The sequence below is a fragment of the Adhaeribacter aquaticus DSM 16391 genome, from assembly GCF_000473365.1.
GTDB lineage: Bacteria > Bacteroidota > Bacteroidia > Cytophagales > Hymenobacteraceae > Adhaeribacter > Adhaeribacter aquaticus.
On record NZ_KI421517.1, the window covers coordinates 2973635 to 3000118 of the forward strand.

A 26484-nucleotide genomic window follows, 5' to 3' on the forward strand; every position below is an offset into this window, starting at 1 on the left:
GTTGGTTAAGGAGGCCTCCTATGCCAGAACCACTATAGGTATGGAGGAATATCTACTAAAAACTTTGGCTAAATATTTTAGTTTTAAGCTTGGATATGAAAGATAATCCTAGTAATATTGAACCATATGAACGATAAAATTCAGGGAAAGCTAAAAATTTTAGCTGATGCCGCCAAATATGATGTTTCTTGCTCTTCAAGCGGAGGTAAACGCAAGAACGTAAATAAAGGGATTGGCAATGCTGAAGGAATGGGCATTTGCCATAGTTATACCGAAGATGGCCGTTGCTTTTCGCTTCTGAAAATTTTGCTTACCAACTATTGTATTTTCGATTGTGCCTATTGCGTAACCCGACGCAGTAACGATATTAAAAGGGCTGCTTTTACTGTGGAAGAGGTAGTAGATTTAACGCTTAATTTTTACCGCCGCAATTACATAGAAGGCTTATTCCTAAGCTCTGGAATTTTTAAAGACGCTGATTATACCATGGAGCGCCTGGTACGGATTGCTAAAAAGCTAAGGCTGGAGCATAATTTTAACGGCTACATTCATTTAAAAACTATACCGGGTGCAAGCGACGAATTAATTCAGGAAGCAGGTCTGTATGCTGATAGATTAAGTGTAAACATTGAACTGCCCACTGAGGTAAGCCTGCAAAAATTGGCACCCGAAAAGAATTATGAGCAGATACTTTTACCTATGGGTACTATCAGCCAAAAGCTAATTCAAAGTAAAGAAGAAAAAAAGCTGTTTAAACTGGCTCCAAATTTCGCGCCGGCCGGACAAAGTTCTCAACTTATTGTGGGGGCCACGGCTGAAAATGATCAGGAAATATTACAGCTCTCTGATCAGCTTTACCAGCAATTTAAGTTAAAGCGGGTTTATTATTCGGGGTATGTACCCGTTTCTACAGACAAACGGATGCTGGTAACAACCCAAACGCCGGTAATCAGAGAAAATAGAATTTACCAGGCCGATTGGTTAATGCGGTTTTATGGGTTTGGCGTAAATGAAATAGTAAACGATACGTTTCCTAACCTGGATCTGGAAATAGATCCGAAACTAGCCTGGGCTTTGCGCAACAGAGCCTTTTTCCCAGTGGAGATAAATACTGCCGATTATGAAATGATTTTACGCGTACCAGGAATAGGGGTGAAATCAGCCAAAAAAATTGTATCGGCCCGTCGTTTTGCTTCTTTGTCTTTTGATCATTTACAGAAAATAGGGGTGGTGCTGAAACGGGCAAAGTTTTTTATTACGTGCCGGGGCAAAAGTTTAGAGCATAAAGATTATTCCGACCAACTAATCAGGCGTATAATTTTATTTGGGGAGGGTAGCCGCCGAAATGACCTGGTTAAACAGCAACTCTCTTTGTTTCAGTAGCTGATAAATAGCTATTTGTATCCTTTTAAAAAGTTTTAAAGTATAAAGTCATAATATTTAATTTATTAATTGTACAGGATCATGAAGTCTAATTTTAAGCTCGCACCTATTTCTTGCCATTGCAAGCTTAGTGTGTTGATTCCACATCTTAAGAGCTTATCTGCTGGCAAATCAGTTGCTTCTGCTGCTAAACAGAGCGCTGAATCTGCTGGGTTAAGCCAATTTTTATTTACGCGTTACGTTTAGTAATTAGTTGTACCAATACATTTACGATGGCTCCTTCGCTGGGCTGCTTTCTACTATTTTTGAAATTTACGACCGCAAAAACTGGCCTGATTCTATTGTAAAAGAATCAGCAAAACAGCCATGTTTGTTTGGTCAACAAGTTTTGGTAACAACAGATGAGCAAAAGGCTAATCGGGTATGGATGGGGATTGGCAAAAAAGTATCGGTTTTGTTTCAAACGAACCTCTATCATACTTATTTGTCGGAAAAGCCAAATGCCGAAATGCTTATATATCAGTTTATGCGGCTGGCTTTTGCCAATGCAGTAAATATTGAGGACAATTTTGCCGAAGATTGCGTGCGGGAGATAGCATCTACAGCCAGGCAGATTTTCCGGGAAAAGCATCGTATGGAAGCCTTCATCCGGTTTCAGAAAACAGCTGACAATTTATATTTTGCCAGCATAGAGCCAGATTTTAATGTGGTGCCATTGCTGATAAATCATTTCCAAAAGCGTTATGCTGATCAGCAATGGCTGATATATGATGTAAAACGGAATTATGGTATTTATTACGACCTGATAAGGGTAACGGAAGTTACTTTGGATAATTCAAATGACGGTAAAGCCGGTGCTTTACAAAACGCTGTTTTGCAACAGCATGAAACCCTTTATCAAGACCTTTGGAAACTTTACTTTAAATCAGTAAATATTCAGGAACGGAAAAATAAAAAGCTGCATTTGCGGCACATGCCTATCCGTTACTGGAAGTACTTAACCGAAAAACAGATAAAGCCGGAGGATATAAGGTAATAAAGTTTATAAAGGAGCAATTTTTATGAAGTACCAGCAGGAAGATATTATTTGTGCTAGTTAAATAAAAATTGCTCCTTCAATGTTACTTCGGATCTACTATTAGATTAAACCTGATTATTTTTTAGCTTGAATAGATGTGGCAATGCTATCCCATAAAGCTATTCGCTTCTGCAATGCTGTAATGGCCACCACTCTGCACTCTTCCCATTTGGTTTCATCCGCTTGGCAAAGTTCAGAAATCATTAGCATAGCCATTGGTCCATGCTCGTCGGCATCCAACTCTATGTGACGGTCCAGGTAATAAACCAGCTTTTCAAGCTTTTTGGGAAAATGTTGGTGCAGGTCTTGCACTAATGCACTAAACATATCAGGAATCAGATCTTCCCGGCCAAAAGTAAAAATAGAGGCAATCTCGTGTGTTTTTCCATTGGCAATTGTATCAAAAGAAAATTGAACAAAATCACGTACTGCTTCAGCAACAGGAAGCTGAGCAAGCGCTTCTTTTACGCTACTTCCTGAAGAAATTAAGCTGAGCAACTGATTTATTTTTTCGGTATTGGCTTGGGTGGCAGCCATGGCTTCCAGGTAAAGTTCATAATGGCTGGCAGGTTTACCATTGGCGTCCACATCTGTTTCTTCCCCCATTACAATTTCATTAACCAGCCTTCTGGTAACCGGATTACCTTTAGGTACCCAGGGTACTTCCACACAGGTAAGGTCGCGTTGCAGGGCTTTTAATAAAGACATAAAATCCCATACCGCAAATATGTGGTGCTCCAGAAAAATATTCAGATCCGGAACAGTTTTTATTTGGCTATAAATCGGGTGGTTTAATAATGCTTGCCTTAACGGCTCAATATCAGTTTTAATTTGGGCAATTAAATTCATAAAAGTAAAAATGCTTCTAATAAAAAAGCGCAAAGATAAATTATAGTTTTGGTCACAGAACAGGCAAGCTTATATAATGTTTGAAAATAAACCAGGTAAAAGCAGGAACATGATTTAGTCTTTTTGCTTAAACCTCTTTTAAAGACGTAAGTAAACTATGAAAATGTGGATTTGGCTTATAAGTATTTTTTTTGGGTTGATAGTAGTTTTTCTGGTAATAGTGTATCTGCTGCAGGAAAAATTAATCTTCTTTCCGGAGAAGGTGCCGGAAAACTACCAATATTCTTTTAGTCAACCTTTTAAAGAAGTATACCTGACGTCCCCGGATAAGGCCCGGCTCCATGCTTTATATTTCATCCAGGACAATCCCAAGGGAGCTATTTTATATTTTCATGGCAATGCCGGCAGTTTGCGAAGTTGGGGTTATGTAGCAGAAGATTTAATGCGTTATGGGTATAATGTTTTAATAATGGATTATCAGGGCTTTGGAAAAAGTACTGGTAAACTTAGCCAAAAAGCTTTATTTGAGGATGCTGAACTCATGTACAAGTACCTTTTAAACTATTTTCCGGAGCAAAAGCTGGTAGTTTTCGGACGGTCGTTGGGTACGGGCATAGCTGTAAAAGTAGCGGCGGATAACAAGCCTGGTTTACTACTACTGGAAACGCCTTTTTACAATTTTGCCGATGTAGCAAAAGCGCATTATTCATTTTTACCCATCTCTCTTCTGTTGAGATATCCTTTTCGGTCCGATAAATATTTGCCACAGGTAAGTTGCCCCGTTTATATATTTCATGGTACGGCCGATGAAATTGTACCCTATGCTTCCGGGCTTAAATTGGCAAATTTGTTGAATCAGCCTGGGGGCTTAATTACCGTAGAAGGAGGTGGACATAATAACTTAGAAGGTTTTGCTGTGTACCAGCAAGCATTAAAAAGAATTCTGGAATAAAACAGAACAGCTTTTTTTTAGCAAATAGACGTACCTTTGCCGGATAATTAAGGAGAAAATTATTACATGAAAGCATTTGCCCGCGTAACCCTAAACAAAGGGAAAGAAAATTCTTTATTGCGACGCCATCCCTGGGTATTTTCCGGAGCCATAAAACGCATTGATGGAGAGGTAACAGAAGGTGATTTTGTGGAGGTATTTAGCTTTGGTGGCGATTTCTTGGGTACGGGTTATTACCAACCGGGCGGATCAATTGCTGTTCGGATATTTTCTTTTGAACAGGTAAATCCGGATTACGAATTTTGGAAAAGCAAAATACAAAAAGCTTTCGATTTCCGGCAAACCTTAGAGTTTGATGAAAATACGAATGTGTACCGCCTGTTCTTTGCCGAAGGGGACGGTTTAGCTGGTTTGGTAGTAGATGTTTATGGTGATACAGCTGTTTTGCAATGCCATACCACCGGTGTATATCGTTTGCGGGAGCAATTGGCTAAGGCCATCATAGAAGTAGGGAGCCCGGTAATAAAAGCTGTTTATGATAAAAGTGCCGAGTCTTTACCTAAAAATTCGGGTGTAGAGGCTACCAATGGTTACCTGATTGGAGAAGGTCAAGGAAGTCAGGTAGTAGCAGAAAATAAAAATAAGTTTTTAGTAGACTGGGTAAACGGACAGAAAACCGGCTTTTTTATTGACCAGCGGGAAAATCGAGCCCTTCTGGCACATTACTCGAAGGGCAAAAGCGTATTAAATACTTTTTGTTATACCGGTGGTTTTTCCATTTATGCTTTAAATGCCGGTGCTACTTTAGTGCATTCGGTAGATAGCTCCAAAAAAGCAATTGAACTGACTGATCAGAACGCGGAGCTAAATAAGGTTGCTGACCGGCACCAATCTTTTGCTATAGATACCTTTACCTTTTTAAAAGATAACCCGGATACGTACGATATTATTATTCTGGACCCACCGGCCTTTGCCAAACACCAAAGTGCCCGCCATAATGCCGTTATGGGTTATAAACGTTTAAATGTGGAAGCTATCAAAAGAATTAAGCCTGGCGGTATTTTGTTTACTTTCTCTTGTTCCCAGGTAGTCGATAAATATTTATTTAATAATACCATTATGGCAGCTGCTATTGAGGCTGGCCGAAATATCCGGATCATGCACCAGTTAAATCAACCGGCCGATCATCCCGTAAGTATTTTTCATCCCGAAGGAGAATATTTAAAAGGCCTGGTTTTATTTGTTGAATAGTAAACAGCAACAGAATAATTACCAAATCTTTGAGCGAAAGCAAATAAAAAAGAACCAGCCTGAAAAGTTGGTTCTTTTTTATTTGGGATAATTATAAACTTAAAGAGGATTAGGTTTATAGGATTTCATGCTTTGGATTTAACCCTTTAATTTCCGTGTCTGGAAAACAGACATAAAAAGCGCTGCCTTCATTTAATTTACTTTCTACTTTTATGCTACCACCTAATGCATCTAATTGGGTTTTTACTAAAAACAACCCTAATCCTTTCCCATCAATGTGTTTATGCAATCTTTTATATAAACCGAAAATATAATTTTTGTTTTTTTCCAGATTCATTCCCAAGCCATTGTCTTTTATATAGAGCACAATGTTTCCATCAACCTTACTGGTAGAGATGAATATGTTTAAGGGGCGATCAGGTAATTTATATTTTACAGCATTACTTAGCAGGTTTAACAGAATGCTATGTAAATAACCTTTTACGGAGTATATAGATGGAGCTTCCTTAAAATTAACTTCTAAGGTTGCCTTTTCCTGTAAAAGTTGGTTAGTTAGCGAGCAGGTTACATCATTAAATATTTCCTCAAATTGTATCTTTTCTTTTACAGCACCTAAGTTTCCCCTGGTGGTTAATATTGTATTAAGATCTTTGATAACCGTATCCAGGCTACCGGCAGATGAAACCATGTTTTCCAAAGCCATTCGTTTTAGGCCCTGATCTTCGCCGGCATGTTGTAATAGGTCGCTTAAGCCCAAAATATTGGCAACCGGTGCTCTTAGGTTATGGGAAACAATATGGGCAAATTGTTGTAAAGAGCTGTTGTGTGCCTGTAATTCTTTTATTAAAGTTTCTCTTTCTGACTCAAATTTCTTTTGCGCAGTAATATCATGTACGGCGCCAGTCATTCTGATAGCTTTTCCTTCTTTATTGCGTAAAATCTGGCCTTTATTTATGACATGAACATAACTGGATTGGGTAACATGGAAATATTGGTATTCGTCTTTCCAATGATACTGCGTAGGGTCTGAAATAGCATTCAGAGTAGACTTTATGACCCGATCTCTGTCTTCGGGATGAATGTTTTCTATCCAGGTATCCGAGGATGTTCCTAATTTCTTGGTGTTATAACCAAATAATTTCTCAAAGCCAATCCCCCAAAAGATAGTATCTGTTTGCAAGTCCCAATCCCAAATAGCATCATTCGTAGCAGCTGTTGCCAAATTAAACCGTTCATTGCTTTCTTTTAAAGCTTTTTCAAAAAGTTTACCTTCTAAAATGGGCTGTAAAAAGTTATAAGCTTTATCTATTAAATTTTCTTCTTCTGGAGTGGGTTCTTTGGCTTTGGAGTAATAAAAAGCAAAGGTTCCTAATACCTGTCGGTTAGCACTGATTATAGGAATAGACCAACAGGCACGTAAATTATTACTTAAAGCAATTTGTTTAAAGTTTTCCCAATTAGGATTTGTAGCAATATTCTTAACAATAACCTTTTCTAAAAAATAAGCAGCAGTGCCACAAGAGCCTTGTTGAGGTCCCACAGGTAAGCCATGGATTGCTTTAAGATAGGCACTTGGTAAATTGGGGGAGGCAAGGTTATATAATTTGTTGTTTTCAAGCCGGAGAACGGAGCAAAGCATTCCCGGAATAATACGTTCCAGTCCTTTCAGGTAATGAGCAACAGTTGCTTCCAGGGAGCTATCGGGTATGGTATTTATTTCTAATACTTCCTTTTCCAGATCATCTATCGCCTCCAGTTGTTTTTGCCGCGTAATGTCACTGAAGTAAACCGATAATCCTTCTTGGGAAGGATAAATTTTAAGTTCTATCCACTTTCCTAATATTTCATCAAAGGTTTCAAAATAGTCTACCTGGCCTGTATTTACAGCCTGGTGAAAGCGGTGGTAATAAATGGTTTCCTTTAAATTCGGGAATTCTTCCCAAATATTTTTGCCAACTACTTGGTGTCTTGTAACACCTGTTAGGCCCTCAAATTCATTGTTTACAAAGTCAAATCTCCAATCCTTATCCAGGGTATAAAAAGCATCTTTTATGCTGTTTAAAATGGAGTTAAGCTTATTGGCCTGTTCTTGAATGGTTTTAAAAGAACTAACAATGGGGGTAATATTTTTTGCAATGGTATAAACACCGGTAACCTTTTGGTCAATTACTACAGGTAATTTGTTTGTGTCAAAAACCAAGGAGTTACCTTCGGGCATTTTTACTTCTAAATTAAAACGGGCCGGTTTACCTGGTAAAACTTCTTCCAGATGTTTATTACATAATTCTATGGTTTCTTTTGGTAAAAGACAAGACAAAGGTTGATTTATTACATCCGGCTTTTCTTTTTGAGTTAAGGCCAGAAAAGCCTGATTGGCATTAGTGACTAAACCTTCCGTTGTTTCATAGAAAATAATATCAGGATTATTATCGAACAAAAATTTTAGACTTTCTTCACTTTCTTGCAGCTGCAGCTGATAATGCTTCCGTTCGGTAATATCTCTGGAGCTTAAAATAATAGCTTTGATATTGGGGTTTTGGAGGTGATTGCTTCCAAGAGTTTCCAGCCATTTCCATTCGCCATTAGCGGCCCTTACCCTATATTCAATATTTTCACTATAATGTTGGGTTACCAGTTTTTCAAAAGAAGCTTGTACATGTTCTAGATCATCCGGATGAATAAACTCAAAAGCATTGCGGTTGATTAATGATTCTGGCTCGTAACCTAATACTTTAAGCGAGGCTTGCCAGAAGTTGGGATCACTAAATTGGTAAGCCGGAAATATAAAATTACCTTCCGCATCCAGTACAGAAAAAATATCGGAGCCTTTTTCTAATAGAGCCTGAAAAAAAGCATCTCTTTGCTGAATATCTTTCTTTAATTGGTTGATTTCAGATGCTTTGCGACCAATACAAAAGCAAAGTGTATCTTCTTCAGACCAGGTAGCTGACCAAATTAGCGGAACGGGTGTACCGTTTTTATGGACCCAATTATTTTCGAAACAGGTTGTTGTCAGGCCTTCCAGTACTTGCTGTGAAATAATATTTGTTTTTAGCCTCTCCTCAGGATGGACATATTCTAAAAAATTACGCCCAATTAATTCTTCTGGTTTGTAACCCAGAATTCCTAAACTTGCATCGTTAACCTGAATAATATCTCCGCTACTTCCAAAGGCACAAATTAGATCAGGCGAATGATTATATAACTTTTTAAGAAGATTTTCTGAGCTTTCTATATCCACTATTAGTAGAAATTTTTTTAATACTTAAATAAAACAACATTGAGATATCAATCACCACCGGCTAGTATATCTCATTAGAACCTTTATTGTAAAGTTGTTTTGGTTTAAGCATATGAATTTAAGTTTTTCTGCCTAAACGATGGCAAGTAATAATACAAAAATTATTATTTTGTTGTTCCTGCTAGCTGAAAAAAGAACTTTTTCTATTGACAGATTTAGGTAGGAATAATTTACTAGCTTTAAATATTAAAATATTCCTGGTGTTAAAGCTTTTGGTTTTATTAATTTGACCTGGTATTTCTGAAATGTAAAGCAGATAATAGAAAGAATTGCTGCTTTTTACCAGGATTTAAAATGTACGACAATTCAAAATTCGTTATAGCAGCCATCAAAGACATCAATTCAATAAATGAATTTGATGGTGCCGTAATAAATAATTTATTTCTTAAGGGGTTAGATTTATTTTATGTACGAGGAATCCTATTTACTGAGGTTTCTGCGGAAGAGATTTTAAAAAAGGTTCAGCCTATATTTCATTCGAGGGTAATTTTACCTTTTTCGGTTACAAGCTTTAAAGTTGAAGGTGATTTTGTAAGACACCTGAAGGAGGCGGAAAGAAAAGCAAATATGCTTACCCCTAACTTGTCCGGAAGGAAATACTCTACCTCTATACATTCCTTACCCGATATTGATAACTTGCCGGATTATTTTAATTACGTTTATTATAGTCCGCTATTTGAGAGTATAAGTAAGCCTGGGTATTTACCAAAGCAGCGTTTAGACGAGGTAAAAGAAGAATTAAAAAAAATACGTCAGAGGCAGAAAAATTTACCTCTTGTTATTGGGTTGGGAGGAGTTAAAGTAGAGAATATAAATGAAGTAAAGAAATCAGGTTTTGATGGAGCAGCTTTAATGGGAGCACTATGGCAATCGGAAGATCCGGTGAAGGCTTTTCTGGCAATAAAAAACAAGCTACAATAATTTACCTTCAATTTTATTCTTTAATTGCCCCTAATCCGCCTTTTAAGTTTAGTACATTGGATATCCCATTAGTAATTAATATCTGGGCCGCTTTTTGGCTTCTGGCGCCGCTTTGGCAATGAACCAAAATAGGTAAGGTTTGGGGGATCTTTTGCAGACTTTTTTCTAATTGACCCAACGGAATTAATATTCCTCCAATATTTTGTCTGGCATGTTCATGTGTTTCACGTACATCCAGAATGGTAAATTCTTCTCCTTCTATTAATCTTTCCTGAAATTCGGAGTAAGTAATTTCAGGAATTGGGGCCAAGCAATATTCGTCTGTTTCTGGCAAACTATTTATTTGCTTATTGCTGGGGTTAGCGGTAAAAGAGAAAATATGGTGGGTTAGCGATAGCGCATTAAGCACCAGTAGCTTCCCAGACAGAATTTCTCCTAAATCTAAAATGACTTTAATGACCTCATTAGCCATATACATACCAATTAGCCCTGGTAAAACGCCTAATACGCCTACTTCGGAGCAGGAAGCTAACTCGCTCGGTTCGGGATACAAGCAGCGGTAGGTGGGCCCATTCTTATAATTGAAAACACTTACCTGACCTTCAAATTTAAATATAGAACCAAAGATCAGGGGTTTATTTGAAATAACACAGGCGTCGTTTACCAGATAACGAGTGCTAAAATTATCCGAACCATCAATAACCAAATCAAAATCAGTAAGAATAGCTAAAGCGTTATCGCTTGTTAGTCGAACCGGATAACTAATGATTTTTATAAATGGATTTTGCTGTTTAAGTTTTTCCCGGGCAACGTCGGCTTTAAGGTAGCCAATATCAGCCATGGCGAAAAGTATTTGGCGCTGCAGGTTACTTTCTTCTACTTTATCAAAATCAACAATACCAATGGTGCCTACGCCAGCTGCCGTTAAATATTGCAATACCGGGCATCCTAAACCACCAGCTCCAATAACTAATACTTTAGCAGCTTTTAGCTTCTGAACACCGGCCTCTCCAATTTCCGGTAATAAAATATGCCGGGAATAGCGGGTTTGTTCGGAAGGTGTTAAGGTTACCTGCTGGCTCATTTTTTGAAAATTGTTTTAGGTCAAGTTGATGAGAATAAAGAATACCTAAGCTTATGACTTATTACTAAATTCCAGCGCATGGTCCCAGTCTTTCCAAACTGGTTCGTAACCTTGCAGGCGAATCATCCGGGCAATTTCCTGCGGACTACGTTCGTCGGAAATTTCAAATTGCTCCAGCGATTGCGGCTCTACTACATAGCCGCCCGGGTTGGTTTTGGAACCGGCGCTGATGCTGGTAATTCCTAATTTTATAACGTTGTTACGGAATTTCTCACTTTCGCGCGTAGACATAGAAAGCTCTACTTCTTCGTTAAACAACCGGTATGCACAAATTAACTGTACCAGTTCTTTGTCACTCATATAAGTATCGAAGCTCTTATGGGAGGTATTCTCATTGGTGCCTACTTCAATCGGGCGCAGCCGGGGGAAAGAAATGCTGTATTTGGTTTGCCAATAGGTTTTCTCCAGGTAATTCAGGTGCAGAGCGGTGTAGAAGCAGTCGGACCGCCAGTCTTCCAGGCCAATTAAAACGCCTAAGCCCATTTTATGAACGCCTGCTCTCCCCAATCTATCCGGGGTGGCCAGTCGGTAATTGAAATTAGACTTATTGCCTTTCGGATGATGGATTTTGTAATTGCCTTCGTGGTACGTTTCCTGGTACACCAATACCGTATTTAATCCAGCAGCAATCAAGGTTTCGTATTCGTCCTGGTCCAGGGGCTGAACTTCCATGGCAATATGTGAAAAGTACGGACGCAGTAATTCAATGGCATTTTTCAGATAAGGAACCCCAACCGTATGATTGGCTTCGCCGGTTACCAGTAACACGTGATCGTAGCCCATTTCTTTCAATACCGCTACCTCTTTTAGTATTTCGTCATCGGTTAGGGTACGACGGCGAATTTTATTATCGAGGCTAAAAGCGCAATAAGTACAGATATTCTGACATTCGTTGGAGAGGTAAAGCGGCACGTACATCTGAATAGTTTTGCCAAAACGCTTCAAAGTTGCTGCCTGGCTTAAACGAGCCATTTGCTCTAAATACGGCATAGCCGCCGGCGAAATCAAGGCTTTAAAATCTTCTAAATTTCGTTTTTCTTTAGCCAGAGCCCGTTCTACATCCACAGCAGTTTTTCCGTAGATGCTGCTTTTTACCGCCTCCCAATTATGCTGATTAAATACTTCCCCAAACATATTAATCTTCTAAAAAGGCAGTTAAAGGACTACTGGCTTCGGCAAAGTTTTTTGCGGGGGCCAGTTTGGCTTCAAAAGCCATCCGGCCGGCTTCTACGGCTAACTTAAAGGCTTGCGCCATTTGTACAGGATTTTCGGACACGGCAATAGCTGTATTTACCAGTACGGCATCGGCCCCCATTTCCATCGCTTCGGCGGCGTGCGAAGGTGACCCAATACCGGCATCAACTACCACAGGTACTTTGCTTTGCTCAATAATAATTTCCAGAAAATCGCGGGTACGTAAGCCTTTATTGGAGCCTATAGGTGCCCCCAAAGGCATCACGGCAGCAGTACCAACTTCCTCCAGGTGCTTGCACAAAACCGGATCGGCGTGTATGTAAGGCAACACAATAAAACCTAATTTCACCAGTTCTTCGGCGGCTTTTAAGGTTTCTATTGGGTCTGGTAATAAATATTTGGGATCGGGATGGATTTCCAGTTTAAGCCAATTGGTTTCCAATGCTTCGCGGGCTAATTGGGCGGCAAAAATGGCTTCTTTGGCCGTCCTTACACCGGAAGTATTTGGCAATAAATTAAATTGCGGATGGTTCAGGTGGCTTAGAATATCATCTTGTTGTCCTCCTAAATCAACCCGTTTTAACGCTACCGTTACTAATTCGGAACCGGATGCCAATAGCGCATCTTCCATAAGACCGGCGGAGTTAAATTTACCGGTGCCGGTGAATAAACGCGAGGTAAACGTTTTGCCAGCTAGGGTTAAAGCAGATGTTTCCAACATAATTTTAGCTTTCTAAAGGTAATGGGGCAGGAGCCAGAGCTTTTATAAAAGCCTTAGCTGCCGCTGAAATATTTTCGTTTTTAGCAATCGCGGATGATACTGCTATGCCATACACTCCGGTTCCCAAAAGAGCCCGAATATCCGCAAGAATCAGTCCGCCAATGGCAATAATAGGAATCGTTATATTAGCTTTTTGACATTGCTTTAAAATAGAGGCGTAGCCTTCCAATCCCAATATTGAACTTAGATTTTCTTTCGTAGCGGTGAATCGGAATGGGCCTAACCCAATATAATTAACCCCAGCGGCTACGTGCATCTGAATATCTTCAAATGTGTTAGCTGTTCCGCCAATAATAAAATCCGGACCTAATATTTCCCGTGCCTGGGTTGTGGACATGTCCTGTTTTCCCAGATGCACCCCATCCGCTCCAATTTCCTGGGCCAGGGCTACATTATCATTTATAATTAATTTCGCATTGTATTGGCGGCAAATAACTTGGATCGCGAAAGCTTCCTTTTTCCAATCAGCTGCTGGTTTATTTTTCAGGCGTAGCTGCACCCAGTTTACCCCGCCTGCGCAAGCGGCTTCGGCTAGTTGGGCATGGCTAAAGCCGGGAATATCCTGGGTAATATAATGTAGTTTCGAAATCATATTAAATTTTGTGGTAACCCAATAAGGTTGAATTACTGCTTAAAAAACGGGCTGTATAAGCCTTTGCCCGAAGGCATGCCCGGGAAAGTTTATAGTCCAGCGCTAAATTACTTACTACAGCCGCTGACAAAACACAGCCGGAACCATGTTTTGGCGTTGCATTTTGCACCTTTGGCCGATAAGAATATTTTTCACCAGTTGCCAGGTGCAGCATATCCCATCCCAATTTATCTTCCCTATGGCCACCCTTTAAAAGTACAGGGCAATATTGGCTTAAATGTTCCGCACTTTCTTCTGTACTATTTGCTAATGCTAATTTCCGGGCTTCCTCGGCATTAGGTGTAAGCAGGTACAGTTTGGTTAAAATATTCTGTAAGGTTAACTGGTTTACCTCCGCGTGAAAAGTAAAACCGGCACTGGCTTTCAGAATCGGGTCCCAGATTATTTTCATTTCCGGGTTTACCTGGAGTAAATAATCCAGTAAAGTTTTTAGAGTGGGTAAACTTTGGATCAAACCTATTTTTACCACTTTCACCGGAAACTTCATTAGTATTAATTCGACTTGCCGGATTATACTTTCCACTGGTACCCAATCTACTCCCGTAAATGTGTCGTCGTTCTGGTAAGTAATGGCTGAAACCACTCCTAACCCATATACCTTATGTGCTTCAAAGGTTTTCAGGTCGGCAAACACACCGGCTCCGGCGCTGGGGTCGGAGCCAGCGATGCTTAACACATATGGTCTGGGTTTAGCCATGTTAATTTTTATTGGTAAAAATACCGTCATGTTGAGCTTGCCGAAACATCTAAATCTTACCGTAAAGTCTATTTGTTATAGCGGTATGAATTAGATTTCTCGACAGGCTCGAAATGACCTGTTGAATTTAAACTTATTGTAAAGAGAGGAGTAACTTACTATTCAGACATCACCACTCAATTTCTACAAATAAACCTCGCTGCCTTTTTCTTTAAATTCATTAGCTTTTTCTACCATGCCTTTTTCCAGGGCTGCATCTTCTTCCATACCTAGTTTTTCAGCGTATTCGCGTACATCCTGGGTTATTTTCATGGAGCAGAAATGTGGACCGCACATGGAGCAGAAGTGGGCAATTTTAGCGCCTTCGGCCGGTAAGGTTTCGTCGTGGAATTCACGCGCGGTATCCGGATCCAGAGCCAGGTTAAACTGATCTTCCCAGCGGAATTCGAATCGGGCTTTGCTTAAAGCATTATCACGATGCTGGGCACCCGGATGGCCTTTAGCTAAATCGGCAGCGTGGGCAGCAATTTTATAAGTGATTACGCCATCCTTTACGTCTTTCTTGTTGGGTAAGCCCAAGTGCTCTTTTGGGGTAACGTAACACAGCATCGCTGTTCCGTACCAGCCAATCATAGCGGCACCAATGGCTGATGTTATGTGGTCGTAACCCGGAGCAATATCGGTAGTTAGGGGGCCTAAAGTATAGAAAGGTGCTTCGTCGCAATGCTCCAATTGCTTTTCCATATTTTCTTTGATCAGGTGCATTGGTACGTGACCCGGGCCTTCAATCATCACCTGTACATCGTGTTTCCAGGCTATTTTAGTTAGCTCACCTAGGGTTTCCAGTTCACCAAACTGAGCAACATCGTTGGCATCGGCAATAGAACCCGGACGTAAACCATCGCCCAAAGAGAACGATACATCGTAGGCTTTCATGATTTCGCAGATTTCTTCGAAGTGGGTGTACAGGAAGTTTTCTTTGTGGTGGGCTAAACACCATTTGGCCATGATGCTACCCCCGCGCGAAACAATACCGGTAACCCGTTTAGCGGTAAGCGGAATGTAACGTAATAAAACACCGGCGTGAATGGTGAAATAATCAACGCCTTGCTCGGCTTGCTCTATTAAGGTATCACGGAATAATTCCCAGGTAAGGTCCTCAGCTTTTCCGTTTACTTTTTCCAGCGCCTGGTAAATAGGTACCGTTCCTACCGGAACAGGACAGTTGCGGATAATCCACTCGCGGGTTTCGTGAATGTTTTTACCAGTAGATAAATCCATCAGGGTGTCTCCACCCCAACGGCAACTCCATACAGCCTTTTCTACTTCTTCTTCAATACTGGAAGAAACCGCCGAATTACCAATATTGGTATTGATTTTTACCAGGAAGTTACGGCCAATAATCATGGGTTCACTTTCCGGATGGTTGATATTAGCCGGAATAATGGCTCTACCGGCAGCTATTTCCTGCCGCACAAATTCCGGCGTAATGTGATTTTTAGGCGTGTTAGCGCCGAAACTGTTGCCGGCGTGTTGCTGCCACATGGTTGGGTCCTGCTGCATCTCATCGATGCGCTGATTTTCCCGAATGGCAATATATTCCATTTCAGCGGTGATGATGCCTTTGCGGGCGTAATGTAACTGCGTTACATTCTGGCCGGTTTTGGCCCGGTAAGGTGGCCGGATATGTTCAAAGCGCAGGCTATCTAGCTTGGTATCAGCGGCCCGCATCTGTCCGTACTCCGAGGTTAAATCCGATAATTGTTCTACATCGCCACGATTCGTAACCCAGGCTTCACGCAAACGCGGCAACCCCTTCCTCAGGTCAATTTCAAAATTCGGATCGGTGTAGGGTCCGCTGGTATCATATACGGTAACAGGCGCATTTAATTCCCGTTTTTCACCACCAATAACTTTACTTACAGTATCACTCAAGGTGATTTCACGCATGGCTACCTGGATGTTGTGCAGTTTTCCCGGTACATAAATTTTACGGGAGTTAGGCAACGGCGCGCGGGTAATAACTTGCTGATTGGGTGTTTTTTCCTCTTTCATAAGCTTAACATTAACCACCTTGGGTGGCCTGAATTATGGTTACTTTATCGTTTTCCTGAAGGGTATAGGTTGGCCAGGTGCTTTTGGGCACAATCTGATCCTGAATGGCAATAGCAAAGCCTTTTTTGTCTCCAAATTGGAGTTGCTGCAGCAAATTGCCTAACGTAGGGGTATCAGCAGTTAAATCTACCGATTGATTATTAACAATAATAAGCATAACGCAATACCTTAATCATAAAAAAATAGGTAAAGCTTTAGGAGGAGGAAATGGCTGGACGCCGGCCGAAAATACCGGACAAATAATAAAGTTAGCTCACTTTTCCCTTCGCAGGCATTATCCTGTTCAGGTTCCAAGGGTATTATCTCAGCCTTTCAGCACCCCTAAAGTCGAACCAAATGTAATTAATTTATAACTAGATAAACAAATTGATTTAAAAATATTTTATTTAGAAGACTAGCTAATATAAAAAGATACAGTAAGTTACCTATTATAAACAAAAAAAGGTGCCCCTATAGGGGCACCTTTTTTTGTTTATAAGGGAATATGTTATAATTGGGTTATACAGTCTCCTCGCGTTTTTCGTAACGTTTCCGGTCGTTTTCTTCTAAATAGATTTTACGCATCCGGATGCTTTTTGGCGTGATTTCCAGTAACTCATCTTTCTGGATATATTCCATTGCTTCTTCCAGTGAAAACTGACGCTTTGGAACAATCTTTACGTTGTTATCAGAACCAGATGCCCGCATGTTGGTTAACTGCTTGCCTTTTTGAATATTTACAGTAATGTCATTACCGCGGCTATGCTCACCAATTACCATACCGGCATACACTTCTTCTCCCGGATCCACGAAGAATTCGCCCCGATCCTGTAATTTATCAATAGAATATGCTGTACCAGGACCTGTTTCCAATGAGATTAAAGAACCATTGATCCGGCCAGGGATAGGACCTTTATGTGGTTCATAGCTCATAAACCGGTGGTTCATAATTGCTTCACCAGCTGTAGCTGTTAATACGTTATTACGTAAACCAATTAAGCCCCGAGCCGGAATGTTGAATTCGATGTGTTGTAAATCGCCTTTTGGTTCCATAATGGTTAATTCACCTTTACGGGCCGTTACTAATTCAATAACTTTACCGGCACTTTCTTCTGGCACATCTACTACTAAATGCTCAATTGGCTCGCATTTAACACCATCAATTTCTTTAAAAATAACCTGCGGCTGGCCTACCTGTAATTCGTAACCCTCGCGACGCATGGTTTCTATTAATACTGATAAGTGTAGAATACCCCGTCCATAAACAAGGAAAGTATCTTCTTTATCAGTTTCTTCTACCCGTAGAGCCAGGTTTTTTTCAGTTTCTTTGTATAAGCGCTCGCGTAAGTGACGTGATGTTACAAATTTACCTTCCCGACCATAGAAAGGTGAGTTGTTAATTGTAAACATCATGTTCATGGTAGGCTCATCAATAGAGATACGCGCCAATGCCTCTGGCATTTCAGCATCCGCTATGGTATCACCAATATCAAAACCTTCGATACCAGTTATCGCACAAATTTCACCAGAGCTTACACTAGTAACTTTAACTTTACCTAAACCTTCAAATACGTGTAATTCTTTAATCCGTACTTTTTTAACGGTGCCATCACGTTTCATTAAGCTCATGGCTTCGCCTTCAGTTAAGGTTCCCCGATGAACACGGCCAATAGCAATACGGCCAACAAAAGCAGAATAATCTAAAGACGTAATCTGCATCTGGGGCGTACCATCTAAGGTAGGAGCCGCCGGAATTACATCAATGATAGCATCTAATAGAGGCGTAATATCTTCAGTTTTTTGTTTCCAGTCGGTGCTCATCCAGCCTTGTTTGCTGGAACCGTAAAGGGTAACAAAGTCTAATTGGTCTTCAGTAGCACCTAAGTTGAACATCAGGTCAAAAACCTGTTCGTGTACCTCATCAGGGCGGCAGTTTTCTTTATCTACTTTGTTTACAACCACAATTGGTTTTAAACCTAAGGAGATAGCTTTGCCTAAAACGAAACGGGTTTGTGGCATAGCCCCTTCAAAGGCATCTACCAACAATAATACACCGTCAGCCATTTTTAATACCCGCTCTACTTCACCGCCAAAGTCGGCGTGACCAGGAGTATCAATTACATTTATTTTTACACCTTTGTAACGAACAGATACGTTTTTGGAAACGATGGTAATACCGCGTTCGCGTTCCAGATCGTTGTTATCCAGGATTAAATCGTCGAAGTGTTGGTGTTCGGCAAAAAGTTTGGAAGCGTGAATAATTTTATCAACCAGCGTAGTTTTACCGTGGTCAACGTGCGCGATAATCGCAATGTTTCTGATATTCTGACTCATTAGTTTTTAATTTCAGCCGCAAAGGTACAAAATGTTAACCAGAATAAGAACATTCGGTTAACTCTTTGGGCTATAGTTAATATAAAGGTAATTTGACATAAAAAAGTTTCCGGTGAGTTGTAAAATTAGCTGAGCCGGCAATCTGAGTTAGTAAGCTAATGCGTATGTGTAATGAATTAGAGTGTTTTCAGCTTATCAATTAAATAACATGAAGAATTACCTTTCCTATATATTAGTTTGCTTAGTTGCGCTAACTGCCTGTGCGCAGCAAAAGAAACAGGAATCTACTGCTGCTAGTGGCGATAGTCCATTATCTGGCCAGCAGGTAAATAATTTGAATAATGGAGATGACAGTTATGCGGTAGTAAAAACAGATGCTGAGTGGCGAAAACAACTAACTGAAGAGCAATATAATGTAACCCGAAAGAAAGGAACGGAACGTCCCTTTACTAATAAATACGCCAATAATCATGCTAAAGGAGTTTACCATTGCATTGGGTGTAACCAGGAATTGTTTAGTTCAGAAACTAAATTCGAATCTGGTACCGGCTGGCCAAGTTTTTACAAACCTATCAGCAATAAAAATGTAAAGGAGCTGCAGGATGTAAGCCACGGCATGGTCCGGACTGAAGTGGTTTGTGGTAGATGTGGCTCGCATTTAGGACACGTTTTTGATGATGGACCCCGGCCAACCGGCCTTCGCTATTGTTTAAATTCTGCTTCGCTAAATTTTGTGAAGAAATAGCCGCTGGAGCTAAAAGGTACGGTATATAATTTATATATCTTTTGTAGGGTACCGTCCGTATTTTCAGTCTAAACAACTTATTTGAAAGTTATGGATTTAGTATCAAGCAGCAATAATATACAGCATACTGCCCAATTAATTCTGGACGCTTTTCGGCATTTTGGCACCCAGGCAAATGAGGTTTTATCGTACGATGAGCTTTTACCTTTCCTGGAAAAGCAAAGCGAACATCCCCAGCACTATAAGGATTCTTTGAAAGAAGCTGAGTACCATTTAAGTAAAGAAGCGTATGCTACTCCTGATGTTACGGGTTTACGCTTAACGGAGGTGGGTTACGGAGCCATACAGCAGGGAAAAGAAGCTTAAGACAATAATAAATGGGAGCTCATGAAAAGGAGGAGTAGGGAGGAATATGAAAAGGCTTAGCAATTGGATGGAACAGGTCAGGCTTGGATTACTAGTTGGAGTTGGTTTGTGGATGGGAGCCTGTACCTCCGCCAAAGAAAATAGTGAGTTTAATGCGGCAGTCCCTAACACTATAAATAGTGATGCGGACCGCCGCGCCATTTATAATAACGGTACCATCAGTACAGCTCCATCCTCCATTCCGCGTAATTTAGACGACCAGGCCAGTGAAATAAACCGGCAAAAAAATATAGAAAACCGTGGGTCGGAACGATCCAGTAATCGTCCACTAGAAGTTCGCACAGAAGAGATTGGTCGTCCAACAACAGATACCTTACGGCGTTCTATTAGGTAGAATTATCTTACCTATTTTATTTTAATTCCTGGCAACCGCTTTTTAGCAGTAAACTAAATATCTGTTTGGCTCAAGTAAGCCTAATTAGCAATCAGATAGTTTTGATGATTATTTATTTATTTATAGCTTACTTCTATCTAATAAAAGTTACCCAAAGAAGAGCTTTGTCTGAGATATTCCCTGATAACAACTTGATTAATTATAATCTTTTCATTTCCTGCCTTCTAAATTCATAACATTCAATAAGGGTATCGTCTTGTAACTTAACACGTATTTAATTTTTTGGGTAAGTACTCCAATGATAATTGGTAAATAATTCGTTTATTATTAGTTAGTGCAATTTTTTGGCTAAGCTAATCTTAATGTTTTATAAACTTTTAATGAGGTGTAAGTTTAAAAGCTAGGTACAATTAGCAATTTTCTATATTTGCACCATTAAAGATAAAATATGAGCAAAAATTATAAACGCTATACAGTTACTTCGGCATTACCCTATGCCAACGGACCTGTGCACATAGGACATTTGGCTGGGGTATACATTCCTGCCGATATTTATGTGCGATACCTGCGCTCTAAAGGGGAAGATGTGAAATTTATCTGTGGTTCAGATGAACACGGAGTTCCAATTACTATTCGGGCTCAGAAAGAAGGCGTTACACCGCAACAAGTAGTAGATAAGTACCACGAAATTATTAAAAACTCATTTCAGGAGTTTAATATTTCCTTCGACATTTATTCCCGGACTTCTTCTGAAATTCATGCCGAAACAGCAGCTGGTTTCTTTACAAATTTACACGGGAAAGGCATTTTTGAAGAAAAAACAACAGAGCAGTATTATGATGAAAAAGCCAACCAGTTTCTGGCCGATCGTTATATAGTTGGAACCTGCCCACGCTGCGGAAACGAAAACGCTTATGGCGACCAGTGTGAAAGCTGCGGATCCAGTTTAAATGCCACGGATTTAATAAATCCGAAAAGTATGCTAAGCGGCGAAAAGCCAGTTTTAAAAGAAACCAAACACTGGTATTTGCCTCTTGATAAATACGAAAGTTGGTTACGGGAGTGGATAATAGATGGCCATAAAGACTGGAAAACCAATGTTTATGGACAATGTAAATCCTGGATTGACGGGGGCCTACAACCCCGGGCTGTTACCCGTGATTTGGACTGGGGTGTACCCGTGCCATTAGAAGAAGCCAAAGGGAAAGTATTATATGTTTGGTTTGATGCACCTATTGGTTATATCTCCGCGACTAAAGACCTGACGCCGGATTGGGAGAAATACTGGAAAGACGAAGAAACTAAACTAGTCCATTTTATTGGAAAAGATAACATTGTATTTCATTGTATTATTTTCCCGGTAATGCTGAAGGCGCACGGCGATTATGTAGTACCTGATAATGTGCCTGCAAATGAATTTTTAAATCTGGAAGGCGATAAAATTTCTACTTCCCGGAATTGGGCAGTTTGGTTGCACGAGTATTTAGAGGATTTCCCGGGCAAGGCCGATGTTTTACGGTATGTTTTAGCCGCCAATGCGCCCGAAACAAAAGATAATGATTTTACCTGGAAAGATTTTCAGGCCCGCAACAACAATGAGCTATTGGCAATTTTCGGGAATTTCATTAACCGGGCTGTGGTACTTACCCATAAATATTATGGCGGTAAAGTGCCAGCTAAAACCGAACTGCAACCTGCTGACCTGGTAGTACTGGATGAGTTAAAGGCATTCCCGGCTAAAATTGGAGATTTGATTGAAAGATACCGATTCCGGGAGGCGCTGAGTGAGTTAATGAACCTGGCTCGGTTAGGCAATAAATACCTGGCCGAAACGGAGCCCTGGAAGCTGATAAAAACAGATGAGGACCGGGTAAAAACCATTTTAAATATTGCTTTACAGATTGCAGCTAGCTTAACTATTGTGGCGGAGCCTTTTTTACCAGATACGGCTAAAAGATTAGCTCAAATGTTAAAAATTAAGCCAGATACCTGGGCAGCTGCCGGTGGGCAGGATTACCTGGTAGCCGATCATCAGTTGGGCGAGGCGGCCTTACTTTTCGAGAAGATAGAAGATGCAACTGTTCAAGCACAAGTGCAAAAGCTTTTGGATACGAAAAAGGCCAATCAGTTAGCCAATTCAACAGTAGCTCCAGCTAAAGAAAATATTACCTTCGATGACTTCTCGCGGATGGATATCCGGGTTGGTACCATTCTGGAAGCAGAGAAAGTTGCTAAAACCAAAAAACTTCTAAAGCTGAAAATTGATACCGGCCTAGACCAACGAACCATTGTGAGTGGGATTGCAGAGTTCTTTGATCCGGCTCAGATTATTGGTCAGCAGGTTTCGGTACTGGTAAACTTAGCTCCGCGTGAAATTAAAGGGATTGAAAGCCAGGGTATGATTTTAATGGCTGAAAATGCCGATGGTAGTTTAGCTTTCGTGCAGCCATCTAGTGCTGTAAAAAATGGCAGTGGTATTTCTTAGATTTTACTTTTGATATAAAAAAGGGCTGCTTTATATAAAGTAGCCCTTTTTTATTCTTCTACCCTACATTACGGTTTTTCTCTTAGTTGTTTATATATCCGGATTGCCAGTAATAAAATAGCTATCAGTACAGCCAGACCAGCTAAGCCATAAGCCATTCCCAACCCATTTTTTAAAATAACTAAAAATACAATGGCAAAAAGAAATATGGTTGCTACCTCATTCCAGATTCTAAGTTTTGTTGAGTTCCAGGTAATGATATTGTTTTGTTGTTGTTTAAAGAGGCGGTGGCAATAGAAATGATAACCGTATAAACCCAATACAAACAATAATTTAAGGTGGAGCCAACCCGGAAAACCGCCGTACAAATACCAGGTACTAAGGCCTAATACTAAGGTTATAACTGCGGACGGCCAAGTAATACCATACCACAACCGACGTTGCATCAGTTTGAACTGGTTTTGCAGAATAGATTTTTCAGGCTCAGGTTTTTCATTTGCCTCGGCAAAATAAATGAGGAGCCGGGGCATGTAAAACAAACCGGCAAACCACGTCACTACAAAAATAATATGTAAGGCTTTTATGTATAAAAAGGACATCGGCTGAAACAATAACGCTATTCCGGTAAAGGTAATAACTCTTTTAAGAGGAAAGAAACTGGTTCTTCATATTAATATTAACGAGAAAGATGATTAGGTTATCTCTATTTAACTGGAAGGTTTATTTTACTTTTCAATGCTATTAATAATGCCGCAGCCAGATGAGGTTTAGGAGGTAAAAATTAAATCATAAGATTATTCGTAAAATGTAGAGGTATGAAAAGTCGTAAAACACCTAGGTTTAAAAGCGTATTTTTATTGGCTGCCAGTTTTATCTATTGGTTACCAATTTTATTCCTTTAACTTTAATGAAGTTTATTTCTTAGCTCAGCTAAAGTCCTGAGTTTTATTTATTTTTATGGATATAGGCAGTACATTATTAAATCAAGATATTGCCTTATTTACACGTGAGGAAGCAGAGGAGGCATTGGTATTGGTCAGGTATTTTTTGAACAAAGAAAAGTCGTATGAACAGAAAGCTGTTTATTTGGAATTTCTGGATAAACTGGAAAATTACCTGACTACTATTTATATTGAAGAAATAGATAGGAAGATTAGTGGTTTTGGAGAAAATTTCCCCTTTGACGGTATAACCAGCAATTAGATAGCATCAGAAGTTAATTATCCAGTTGTAGTTAATAACTTCTAATGTTGATTTAATTTACATAATCCGCAGTTTAAGAGAGATCAGGAGATGAACGTTACCTGATGCCTGAGCTAAAGCTTGATCTTTAAACCTCCATTTATCACAAAGCCATCCAGAGGAGCATAAATATCTCTAAAAACCGGGTTAGAAATTGGGCCGGTGTATATACTGTCGAACCTAGTCTGGCGAACATCCAGAAAATTTTCAAAGTTTATGAAAAGAGAGAATTTGGGGAAAAGCTTTTCGGCCATAAAGCCGGCTAAAAGATAGTTTGTTCCGGTTCCGCCATCACTTAAAACTTGTTTCCCGTAGTAATACGATTCAGCACCTAACTTCCATTTGTCTTCAACTTCATACATTAATACTGCATTTATCCGGTGCCTAGGGGTGAGTGGGTTAAGTCTGTCGATATCATCTTCCCGAATTTTGGTGTTGGTAAAAGTATAACCCAGAAACAGATTAAAATCTTGGTAGCCAATTTTTATATTAGTTTCAGTTCCACGACTAGCTATGTGTCCGGTAATATTCTGGAATTGATATAGGCTATTAGCTCTGGGCTTTAGCAGTAAAGGATTATTTAAAAAAGTATAAAAGAATAAATGATTTATACTTAAACTAATGCTTTCCTGAAATAAAGAAGTCCGGTAAGAAATATCCCAGTTGGCGCCATAACTCCGCTCCAGGGTATTTGCCTGTTCATTAATCGGTAAAATGTTCCGGAACTGGAGCCGCTCACTTTCTTCGGTAAAAATGGTTGGAGCTTTATAACCAAAGCCTCCTCCTAAACGCGACGTAATATTGGGCCGGATTTTATAAAGAGCTGAAATACGAGGTAAAAAGGCAAATCCATAATTTACTACATAATCTGTGCGAAAGCCAGTTTCTATGTTTAGTTTAGAAGTGGTTTTCCAGGTATTTTGGGCAAAAGCACCTAATGTTGTCTGGGTGTAATCCCGGGCTGATGCCAAAGCAATTTCTTTTTCTTTAAACGCATCTGTCCAGACATTTACACCAGCAATCCATTCCAGGTTTTCAGCCGAACTGTTAGAATAATTTGCTTCCGTAAATGAGCTTATTTGTTTGCCACTAAACTTATAATTGGGCAAACTTAAATCGCGGTTAAAATTATTAATACTGTTTTTAAGGGTAAACCGATGCGACTCTGAAAAAGCATGATCTAATGTGAACTGCGTCGAAAACCGGCCGGTTTTATTTTGTTCAAAATAAGAATGTGTGTTATCACGGGTGCCCCTGATATATTGGATGTCGCCGCCTAAACGGTTCTCTATTACTGAATTTAAGCCAACGTTAATTTTCGTTTTTTCTGATAAGTACACAAAGAATTTGGGGTTAAACGTGTACCGGGTAAATTGGGGAATGGCGCTGAAACCTATATTGGCCGGATCATAAGGTGCATTGCTGTTACGGGCCGCATATAACGTTAAACCCAGTTTGCCAAAACGTTTGGCATAAAAGCTATTCAGGTCTAGACCACCCGCCGAAGTGCCGTTTATCAGGAATTGAAGTTCTTGTTCCGGCCCGGGAGTTTTAGAAATTAAATTTACCAGTCCGGCAATAGCTCCGCCTCCATATAAGGTAGAGGTAGAGCCTTTTATTACTTCCACCTGTTTCAAGTCTAAGGGCGGGGTTTGCAGTAACCCTAAACCACCTGCATAACCAGCGTAAAGCGGAAATCCGTCTTTTAAGATTTGGGTATAGCGACCATCCAGGCCCTGAATCCGGATACTGGCATTGGCCGAGGTGGCAGAAGTTTGTTGCGTTTGGATACCGGTACTTTCGTTTAATATCATTCGGATATCTCCCGGCTTCATGTTTGCTTTTTCTTCCAGTTCTTCTCCGGCAATAAATTCAACTCTGGTGGGAATATCCCGAATGGTACGGCTGCTGCGAGTAGAAGAAATAACTACTTCATCCAGTTCTTCTCCACTTGGCTCCAGCAGAATAAGTAAAGTGTCCATGGCTGTTCTGGGGAAGCTGATGACCAAATTCTTTTCCTGATAGCCCAGGAAGGAAACCCGGAAAGTATGCCGGCCAATTGGTAAATCTGATAGGGATACGAAGCCTTTGGAATCAGCGGTGGCACCATTGGTGGTACCAGCTAACATAACTGTTGCACCAGCTAAAGGCGCTTTTGTTTCAGTATCTTTTACATAAACGTTTAAAGAGTTTTGTCCCAATACCCCACTATAGGTAAAAAAAGAGATAAGTATAAAGAGGAGTTTTTTCATGTTAAATCTTGTACAAAAGAAAGCCAAACTAACCTTGAATACAGGAATAAAATCAAGAAAGGTAAGCTTTCCCAAAGGTAGGTCTTTGCCAAACAATTACATAACACTCTCTAATGGTCTTATCCTGATCTAAGGAAACTTGTTAAGGCATAGGCGTAACAAATAAAGCGAAGTTTTGCCGGTTTAGTTTTTTAGCAAGGTTTGAATTACAAGGGCATGTGGGGTGAGAGGTAAGGTATTATGGTTCATATGGCAGGCTGGATGTTCACCAAGCGTTTTAGTTTTTCTGATTTTCCAATAGGGCTATGAGCTCAAGGCCGTGCGGTTGCTAAAAGAAGTAAAAAATAGGAAAACAAAGTCAAATTACTT

Annotated in this window: 22 protein-coding genes and 1 riboswitch; of the genes, 10 read left to right on the top strand and 12 right to left on the bottom strand. The window is 40.0% G+C overall.

What is annotated here, in order from left to right:
* Window positions 1-126: 126 nt before the first annotated feature.
* Window positions 127-1383 carry a putative DNA modification/repair radical SAM protein gene (locus tag ADHAQ_RS0115485; RefSeq protein WP_026463706.1) on the top strand — a complete coding sequence of 419 codons (1257 nt, stop codon included), beginning with the start codon at window positions 127-129 and terminating at the stop codon, window positions 1381-1383.
* 253 nt (window positions 1384-1636) lie between these two features.
* Entirely contained in the window at window positions 1637-2419 is a 783-nt protein-coding gene (locus tag ADHAQ_RS0115490) for a TIGR03915 family putative DNA repair protein (protein WP_026463707.1), read from the top strand.
* 117 nt (window positions 2420-2536) lie between these two features.
* Here the strand turns inward: ADHAQ_RS0115490 and ADHAQ_RS0115495 are convergent, their stop codons facing one another.
* Window positions 2537-3310: a DUF3050 domain-containing protein gene (locus ADHAQ_RS0115495; protein ID WP_051360199.1), complete on the bottom strand. Its 774-nt coding sequence runs from the start codon at window positions 3308-3310 to the stop codon at window positions 2537-2539.
* Window positions 3311-3467: 157 nt separating this feature from the next.
* On the opposite strand from ADHAQ_RS0115495, the gene ADHAQ_RS0115500 reads away from it, so the two are divergent.
* Together ADHAQ_RS0115500 and ADHAQ_RS0115505 are read left to right on the top strand one after the other, a co-directional pair.
* A complete protein-coding gene (locus ADHAQ_RS0115500) occupies window positions 3468-4262 on the top strand; it encodes an alpha/beta hydrolase (protein WP_026463709.1) in 795 nt (264 codons plus the stop codon).
* A gap of 66 nt (window positions 4263-4328) precedes the next feature.
* Window positions 4329-5513, top strand: coding sequence for a class I SAM-dependent rRNA methyltransferase (locus tag ADHAQ_RS0115505; RefSeq protein WP_026463710.1), 1185 nt, complete (start codon window positions 4329-4331; stop codon window positions 5511-5513).
* A gap of 115 nt (window positions 5514-5628) precedes the next feature.
* Here ADHAQ_RS0115505 and ADHAQ_RS0115510 read toward each other — a convergent pair whose 3' ends face one another.
* Window positions 5629-8754 carry a PAS domain-containing sensor histidine kinase gene (locus ADHAQ_RS0115510; RefSeq protein ID WP_026463711.1) on the bottom strand — a complete coding sequence of 1042 codons (3126 nt, stop codon included), beginning with the start codon at window positions 8752-8754 and terminating at the stop codon, window positions 5629-5631.
* 354 nt (window positions 8755-9108) lie between these two features.
* On the opposite strand from ADHAQ_RS0115510, the gene ADHAQ_RS25935 reads away from it, so the two are divergent.
* Window positions 9109-9735, top strand: a complete 627-nt coding sequence (locus ADHAQ_RS25935; protein WP_051359956.1) for a thiamine phosphate synthase — start codon at window positions 9109-9111, stop codon at window positions 9733-9735.
* A 13-nt stretch (window positions 9736-9748) separates the two neighbouring features.
* Here ADHAQ_RS25935 and moeB read toward each other — a convergent pair whose 3' ends face one another.
* The 8 genes from moeB to typA all read right to left on the bottom strand — a co-directional run bounded on the left by moeB (window position 9749) and on the right by typA (window position 18631).
* Window positions 9749-10819 carry a molybdopterin-synthase adenylyltransferase MoeB gene (gene moeB / locus ADHAQ_RS0115520; RefSeq protein ID WP_026463712.1) on the bottom strand — a complete coding sequence of 357 codons (1071 nt, stop codon included), beginning with the start codon at window positions 10817-10819 and terminating at the stop codon, window positions 9749-9751.
* Window positions 10820-10870: 51 nt separating this feature from the next.
* A complete protein-coding gene (gene thiH / locus ADHAQ_RS0115525) occupies window positions 10871-12013 on the bottom strand; it encodes a 2-iminoacetate synthase ThiH (protein WP_034256857.1) in 1143 nt (380 codons plus the stop codon).
* A 1-nt stretch (window position 12014) separates the two neighbouring features.
* Window positions 12015-12794: a thiazole synthase gene (locus ADHAQ_RS0115530; protein WP_034256859.1), complete on the bottom strand. Its 780-nt coding sequence runs from the start codon at window positions 12792-12794 to the stop codon at window positions 12015-12017.
* A 4-nt stretch (window positions 12795-12798) separates the two neighbouring features.
* Window positions 12799-13446, bottom strand: coding sequence for a thiamine phosphate synthase (locus tag ADHAQ_RS0115535; RefSeq protein ID WP_051359957.1), 648 nt, complete (start codon window positions 13444-13446; stop codon window positions 12799-12801).
* Between the two features lies 1 nt (window position 13447).
* Window positions 13448-14203: a hydroxymethylpyrimidine/phosphomethylpyrimidine kinase gene (locus ADHAQ_RS0115540; RefSeq protein WP_026463716.1), complete on the bottom strand. Its 756-nt coding sequence runs from the start codon at window positions 14201-14203 to the stop codon at window positions 13448-13450.
* A 183-nt stretch (window positions 14204-14386) separates the two neighbouring features.
* Window positions 14387-16258, bottom strand: coding sequence for a phosphomethylpyrimidine synthase ThiC (gene thiC / locus ADHAQ_RS0115545; protein ID WP_026463717.1), 1872 nt, complete (start codon window positions 16256-16258; stop codon window positions 14387-14389).
* A 10-nt stretch (window positions 16259-16268) separates the two neighbouring features.
* Entirely contained in the window at window positions 16269-16475 is a 207-nt protein-coding gene (gene thiS, locus ADHAQ_RS0115550) for a sulfur carrier protein ThiS (RefSeq protein ID WP_026463718.1), read from the bottom strand.
* Window positions 16476-16561: 86 nt separating this feature from the next.
* Window positions 16562-16651: riboswitch (TPP riboswitch) on the bottom strand.
* A gap of 165 nt (window positions 16652-16816) precedes the next feature.
* Entirely contained in the window at window positions 16817-18631 is a 1815-nt protein-coding gene (typA, locus tag ADHAQ_RS0115555; RefSeq protein WP_026463719.1) for a translational GTPase TypA, read from the bottom strand.
* Between the two features lie 208 nt (window positions 18632-18839).
* Between typA and msrB the strand changes: the two genes are divergently transcribed.
* The 4 genes from msrB (at window position 18840) to metG (ending at window position 22621) form a co-directional block, all read left to right on the top strand.
* Window positions 18840-19376, top strand: coding sequence for a peptide-methionine (R)-S-oxide reductase MsrB (gene msrB / locus ADHAQ_RS25940; RefSeq protein ID WP_026463720.1), 537 nt, complete (start codon window positions 18840-18842; stop codon window positions 19374-19376).
* A 90-nt stretch (window positions 19377-19466) separates the two neighbouring features.
* A complete protein-coding gene (locus tag ADHAQ_RS0115565; protein WP_051359959.1) occupies window positions 19467-19742 on the top strand; it encodes a hypothetical protein in 276 nt (91 codons plus the stop codon).
* A gap of 46 nt (window positions 19743-19788) precedes the next feature.
* Window positions 19789-20136 carry a hypothetical protein gene (locus ADHAQ_RS0115570; protein WP_157433438.1) on the top strand — a complete coding sequence of 116 codons (348 nt, stop codon included), beginning with the start codon at window positions 19789-19791 and terminating at the stop codon, window positions 20134-20136.
* A gap of 448 nt (window positions 20137-20584) precedes the next feature.
* Entirely contained in the window at window positions 20585-22621 is a 2037-nt protein-coding gene (gene metG / locus ADHAQ_RS0115575; protein ID WP_026463723.1) for a methionine--tRNA ligase, read from the top strand.
* Window positions 22622-22689: 68 nt separating this feature from the next.
* Here metG and ADHAQ_RS0115580 read toward each other — a convergent pair whose 3' ends face one another.
* On the bottom strand, window positions 22690-23220 hold the full coding sequence (locus tag ADHAQ_RS0115580) for a CopD family protein (protein ID WP_026463724.1): 531 nt from the start codon (window positions 23218-23220) through the stop codon (window positions 22690-22692).
* A gap of 358 nt (window positions 23221-23578) precedes the next feature.
* On the opposite strand from ADHAQ_RS0115580, the gene ADHAQ_RS0115585 reads away from it, so the two are divergent.
* Entirely contained in the window at window positions 23579-23824 is a 246-nt protein-coding gene (locus ADHAQ_RS0115585) for a hypothetical protein (RefSeq protein ID WP_026463725.1), read from the top strand.
* A gap of 113 nt (window positions 23825-23937) precedes the next feature.
* On the opposite strand, the gene ADHAQ_RS0115590 is transcribed toward ADHAQ_RS0115585, so the two are convergent.
* The gene (locus ADHAQ_RS0115590; RefSeq protein WP_026463726.1) at window positions 23938-26115 is read right to left on the bottom strand and encodes a TonB-dependent receptor; all 2178 of its coding nucleotides are present in this window, start codon (window positions 26113-26115) and stop codon (window positions 23938-23940) included.
* Between the last annotated feature and the right edge of the window lie 369 nt (window positions 26116-26484).